Below are 5,641 nucleotides of genomic sequence, written 5' to 3'. Positions count from 1 at the left end.
CCGCCATGCCACCTGGGCATCGCTGTGCGGTCCTCCAACGCCGATCGTCGCCCGTTGTTCATCGGACCTATCGTCGACGTTCACCGAACCGCGAGAGCTGCACCGCATCGTCAAGGTTCGGCGTGTCCTACCCGCGCCGCCGCTGTGATCTCATGAATCCACACGCCTTCGCCTGTCGATCCCGCCTCGTCCACTCTGGTCCGTGAACCGCCCGGCGAAGGCCGTTGCGCGAAGACCCGTTCCGCGAAGATCCACCGCGTGCAGACCACCCAGCGAAGCCCCACCCAACGAAGACAAGGAGCCGTCCGTGCGGGACGCCTTCACCGACGAACTTGACAGCATCGACCAGTCCCTGATCGAAATGACCAACCTGGTCGCCTCGGCCATGGCGCGGGCGACGACCGCGCTGCTGGACGCCGATCTGCAGCTCGCCGAGAACGTGATCAGCGGCGACGAGACCGTCGACCTGTTGCGCAACGAGATCGAGGAGCGCGCGTTCGACGTGATGGCCCGGCAGGCCCCGGTCGCGACCGACCTGCGCGTCATGGTCACCACGCTGCGGATAGTCGCCGACCTCGAGCGGATGGGTGACCTCGCGCTGCACGTGGCGAAGGTCGCGCGCCGCCGCTACCCAGGGCGGGCCGTCCCACCGGAGCTGCGCGGGACGCTGCTGGAGATGGGCCAGGTCGCCCAGCGCATCGTGGCCAAGGCCGGCTCCGTCATCGCCAGCCGCGACACCGACCTGGCCAAGCAGCTCGAGGCCGACGACGACACGATGGACGGGCTGCACCGCACCCTGTTCCACGTGCTGATCGAGAAGCCCTGGCCGCACGGCATGGAAGCGGCGATCGACATCACGCTGTGCGGCCGCTACTACGAGCGGTACGCCGACCACGCGGTGTCCGTCGCGCGTCGGGTGATCTACCTGGTCACCGGGGAGATCGCGTCGGCGTGACCGGCGAGGCCGGTCCGGCCGGCGGTGCCGGCGGCGTGCCCAGGCCCGCGACCACGCGCGGGCCTGGTGGACGACCTGTCGGGTCGGCCCGCCGGCGGCTCCGTTACGGCTTCGCTGTCACTTCTTCGAGCCCTGCGCGGCGACGGACGCCGCCGCGCTCGCCGCGGCGTCCGGGTCCAGGTACCCGGAGCTGATGACACCAAGGTCGTCATCGAGTTCGTACCGCAGCGGGATACCGGTCGGGATGTTCAGCCCGGCGATGTCGGTGTCGCTGATCCCGTCCAGGTGCTTCACCAGCGCCCGCAGCGAGTTGCCGTGCGCGGCGACCAGCACGGTGCGGCCGGCCCGCAGGTCCGGCACGATCGCGTCGTACCAGTAGGGCAGCATCCGGGCGACCACGTCGGCCAGGCACTCGGTGCGTGGGATCAGGTCGGGGGCGAGATCGGCGTAACGCTCGTCGATCCCGCTGGCCTGGTCCGCCCCGATCTCCGGCGGGGGCGTGTCGTAGGAACGGCGCCAGAGCTGGAACTGCTCGGCGCCGAACCTCTCCAGGGTCTCGGCCTTGTTCAGACCCTGAAGGCCACCGTAGTGACGTTCGTTGAGCCGCCAGTGGCGACGGACCGGAATCCAGGTTCGGCCGGCGGCGTCCAGGGCCAGCCACGCGGTGCGAATCGCCCTGGTCAGCACGGACGTGTGCACCACGTCCGGCAGCACACCGGCTTCCAGCAGCAGCTCACCGCCGCGGGCGGCCTCCTTGACACCCTTGTCGGACAGGTCGACGTCCACCCAGCCGGTGAACAGGTTCTCACGGTTCCAGTTGCTCTCACCGTGGCGGAGCAGGACGAGAGTCGGCATACCCGAGATCCTGCCCGTCCGCCCCGGCTCTCGGCCAGCATTGCCGCCATGACAACGGCCCGGTGCCGGCGGCGCCCCTGTCGTGGCCGGTCACCGACGGTCCGTTCGCCCACGGATGCCCGCGGGCGCCCCACCGAAGAGGCACCCGGCCGAGAACCATGCCGGAACGCAAGCGACCCCCGGGCGTTTCCCCGCCCGCGCCGAGGCGCGGAGCGAGGACCGTCGGGACTTGTCGACGGCGCCCGGGGGTCGGGTGATCTGCCTGGTACTCGCCGGTGCCGGTGCCCGTGGGCTACGGCCAGAGGTGAGGACCACGAGACCGGCTAGCGGACAGTCACCTCACGAGTCCTATGAGCATACAAAGCGTGGACCACCTCCCTTCTCGTGTACCGAGAACGCTACGCGGACCGGGGGCCCCTCGCAACGCCTTTTTCGCCGGGGCGACTGGGACGCTCACGACACCCTGGGACGGGAACAAACGAGCGTCGTCCGCGACCCCGCGAGGACTGCCAGGTCAGCCCCCGGCCCCGGCCCACACCCGGATGACACCCGGCTGGCGGGGACACCGCGGTGCCCGCCCGTCCGGTGATCGCGACCGGGCTGATCCCGTCCGGCGACCTAGACTCGGTACATGAGCGCCGAACCCGAGCCGGGCCCGACCGAGTCGACCGCCGCCACGGGAGCGGCGTCCCCGCTGCTCGGGTTGCCCGGTGCCGTCGCCGGCCAGGGCCTCGACGGCCCGGTGGCCGCGCACTACGGCGATCCGCTGCGCGAGCAGCGCACCGCGGTCACCGGTGCGGTCCTCGTCGACCGTTCCCATCGTGGTGTCGTGCGGGTCGGCGGGCCGGACCGGCTGAGCTGGCTGCACAGCATCACCTCGCAGCACCTGTCCGGTCTGGGCGAGCTGCGCGGCAGCGAGGCGCTGGTGCTCTCCCCGCAGGGGCACGTCGAGCACCACCTCGTGCTCGCCGATGACGGTGCGGCCACCTGGATCGATGTCGAGCCGGGCACCGCCGCCGGGCTGATGCGCTATCTGGAGTCGATGCGTTTCATGCTGCGGGTCGAACCGGAGGATGTCACCGCCGACTGGGCCGTCCTGAGTGTGCTCGGGCCGCAGGCGTCCCGGGTGGTCGCCGCCGCCCTGTCCGCGGAGGGCGACGCGGCCCAGGGAGCCGACCTCGGTCTGCCCGACCCGTTGTCCCCGGAGCCGACCGGTGCCCCCACGGTGGGTCCGTACCCGGTCGTCCGCCTGGCCGGGGGCGTCCTGGTGCGGCGGCTGCCGCACGGTCTGGACCTGCTCGTCGAACGGTCGGCGCTGGCCCGGACGGCGCAGCGGCTGCGCGACGCCGGTGCGGTGCCCGCGGGGCTCGCGGCGTTCGAGGCGGAGCGGATCGCCGCCCGTCGCCCCAGGCTTGGCCGGGAGACCGACCATCGCACGATCCCGCACGAGGTGGACTGGCTGATCACCGCCGTCCACCTGGACAAGGGGTGTTACCGGGGCCAGGAGACCGTCGCCCGCGTGCACAATCTGGGTCGTCCACCGCGCCGGCTTGTTCTCCTGCACCTGGACGGGATGGTGGCCGCGGCCGGTTCGCCGGTGACGGCCGCGGGCCGGGAGATCGGCTTCGTCGGGACCTCCGAGATGCACGCCGAACTGGGGCCGATCGCCCTGGCGATCGTGAAGCGCTCCGTCGCCGGGGACACCGCCCTCGTCGTCACCGATCCGGACGGCGCACCCATCGCCGCCGCGATCGACCCCGACAGCGACGAGTCCCCCGCCACGCCGAAGCGCCCCGCCGGACGCCTGCTCCGCTCCTCCTGAGCCACCCGGCCCTCCTGACCCGCCCGGCCCCGGGGCCCGTCCTGCTCCTCAGCCCGCTCTCGCCTGGTCTGCGGCCGTCTGGTCCGCCGCCGTTCTGGCGGCGACCGTCAGGAGGAGCGGGAGAGCGCCTGATCGAGCTCGCGCGCCTGCGGGTCGCCGCTGTGCCGCCGTAGCCGCCGCCGCAGTTCGTCGGCGCGGCGCGCGTTGCGCTTGGACCTGGTCGCCTCAAGCATCGGCATGGCCTCCCGGGTGATCGCGCAGCCCTGGTCGACGTTGCCGAGATCGATCTGGACGGATGCCCGTCGCAGCAGGTAGGTCGCCCGGTCCCGGGCCCGGGAGACCGGCAGGGCCTGCAGCGAACGGTCCAGCCAGCGGTCCGCCTGGGCGAGGTGCCCCAGGTCGATGTAGCAGCTGCCGACCTGGGCCAGGAACTCGCCGTCGTCGAAGTAGTCCGCCCAGGCCGGCTCCTCGGGGGCCGCCGCGGCCATGCCCTCCTCCGAACGCACGATCGCCTGCGTGCAGGCGGAGGTCTCGCCGGTGGCGGCGTAGGCCCGGGCCAGTCGCATGTGCAGCATGGCGCTGACCCTGCTGCTGGCCGAGCCGACGCAGGCCACCGCGGCCTCGGCCAGTTCGACCGCCTCCCGCGGACGATCGAAGTCGACACACTGCAGCGACATGTTCTTCAGGACGTTCGCACCAAGCATGCGGTCACCGCCCGAGTGCGCGCAGTGCAGCGCCGTAGTCCAGTACCGCTGGGCGGCGGTGTGAAAACCCGCGTCGAAGGAGACCCAGCCGGCGAACCGGGCGAGCTCCGCGGCCACCGTGTGCAGGTGGCGCCCGACCCGCTCGGTGTAGGAGCCGCGCACGAGCAGGTCCGCGACCAGGCCGAGTTCGGCGTCGACCAGGCGGCGCACGCTCTCCCCACCGAGACGCTCGTCCATCACCCGCAGGCCCGGAATGTTGTGCTCGATCCGGTTGACGATCTGGTCGTCGACCCGGCCGCCGGCCAACGCGACGGAGAGCTCCGCGGGCTCGAGCCCAAGCCACTGCGACGCGAGCTCGGCCACCCCGACCCCGGTGATCGTCAGGAAGCCCCGCCGGTCGGACAGGGCGTCCTCGACGACGTCCATCAGGCTGGTGACGCTGCCGCCCGGGGTCCAGGGGTACTCGGTCCGGACGGCGTCGCCGGTGGGCAGCCAGGCGGGCCAGGGATGCGATTCCAGCCGGTCGTTCGGCACGCCGAGCTCGGCGGCGAGCGCCAGCTGGGAAACCCGGTCCGGCACCACACCGCGGTGCTCCCAGCGCCAGACCTTCTGCCGTTCCGCCGCCATGTTCGCCACCCCCAGGTCACGGGCACGGCGAGCAACTACGCGGGCGAGTCGCTGGTAGGACCAACCGCGCTGGGCGCGGACGAATGCGAGCGGATGTGTGCAGGCGTGCGCGTTATCCGTCAGCATCGACGATCTCCTCGAGTCGGATCCTCTGGGCGAATTCCGTGAGCGCTCACTAACGCTATGTCGCGACATCCTGGTGTCCATAGTGATTACCCCGGCGCGATGCGTGCACAGGGGTTACGGAAGGACCACTGTTGGCGGTGAATGCACGCCCCAACCGGGAACTCATCTCCGGAATGGCCGCTCATCAACCGAAATGAACCCCACGACCACAGCAACGGGTACCTGAGCGACCTATGCGTCCGAACACCCACCCGGACGCCTAACCGGACACCCGAACCCGCACCCCGCGTACACGCGGAGTCTCCCGCAGGCCACACCACACCTCGACACCGACACCCGAACCACTGCCACCCAACCCACCGGCACCCGAACCACTGACGCGAACCTCTGACACCGCCAGGTGCTCTCTGATGGGAAGCAAATCATATCTCCGGCCCGACGTCACGCATTTCCGCATCCGACCGCGGTTCTCCCTCGAAACCGAGGTTGACCCATATTCAGATGAATAATTGTGACGTAACTGATCAGGTAGCGCTTTGATCGTGGGTTAGG

At 70.9% G+C, this 5,641-nt stretch carries 4 protein-coding genes; 2 read left to right on the top strand and 2 right to left on the bottom strand.

From position 1 onward, the window contains the following. Positions 1-307 precede the first annotated feature (307 nt). Positions 308-955 carry a phosphate signaling complex protein PhoU gene (phoU, locus tag G6R24_RS17620; RefSeq protein ID WP_163550317.1) on the top strand — a complete coding sequence of 216 codons (648 nt, stop codon included), beginning with the start codon at positions 308-310 and terminating at the stop codon, positions 953-955. Between the two features lie 117 nt (positions 956-1,072). On the opposite strand, the gene G6R24_RS17615 is transcribed toward phoU, so the two are convergent. Next, positions 1,073-1,810, bottom strand: coding sequence for a phosphoglyceromutase (locus G6R24_RS17615; protein WP_163550316.1), 738 nt, complete (start codon positions 1,808-1,810; stop codon positions 1,073-1,075). Positions 1,811-2,441: 631 nt separating this feature from the next. Between G6R24_RS17615 and ygfZ the strand changes: the two genes are divergently transcribed. After that, complete coding sequence (gene ygfZ / locus G6R24_RS17610) at positions 2,442-3,632, top strand: CAF17-like 4Fe-4S cluster assembly/insertion protein YgfZ (RefSeq protein ID WP_163550315.1); 1,191 nt, start codon at positions 2,442-2,444, stop codon at positions 3,630-3,632. A 107-nt stretch (positions 3,633-3,739) separates the two neighbouring features. Here the strand turns inward: ygfZ and G6R24_RS17605 are convergent, their stop codons facing one another. Then, positions 3,740-5,089: an NsdA family TPR-like regulatory protein gene (locus G6R24_RS17605; RefSeq protein ID WP_163550314.1), complete on the bottom strand. Its 1,350-nt coding sequence runs from the start codon at positions 5,087-5,089 to the stop codon at positions 3,740-3,742. Positions 5,090-5,641: the final 552 nt, after the last annotated feature.

This window comes from Candidatus Frankia nodulisporulans (assembly GCF_902806475.1).
GTDB lineage: Bacteria > Actinomycetota > Actinomycetes > Frankiales > Frankiaceae > Frankia > Frankia umida.
The sequence above is the reverse complement of the archived record's forward strand: the minus strand, read 5'-3'. Positions and strand labels throughout refer to the sequence as shown.

Excerpts from the sequence above, each read along its gene's own strand:
- G6R24_RS17615 (WP_163550316.1), bottom strand. The coding sequence starts at position 1,810 with ATGCCGACTCTCGTCCTGCTCCGCCACGGTGAGAGCAACTGGAACCGT.
- ygfZ (WP_163550315.1), top strand. The coding sequence starts at position 2,442 with ATGAGCGCCGAACCCGAGCCGGGCCCGACCGAGTCGACCGCCGCCACG.
- G6R24_RS17605 (WP_163550314.1), bottom strand. The coding sequence starts at position 5,089 with ATGCTGACGGATAACGCGCACGCCTGCACACATCCGCTCGCATTCGTC.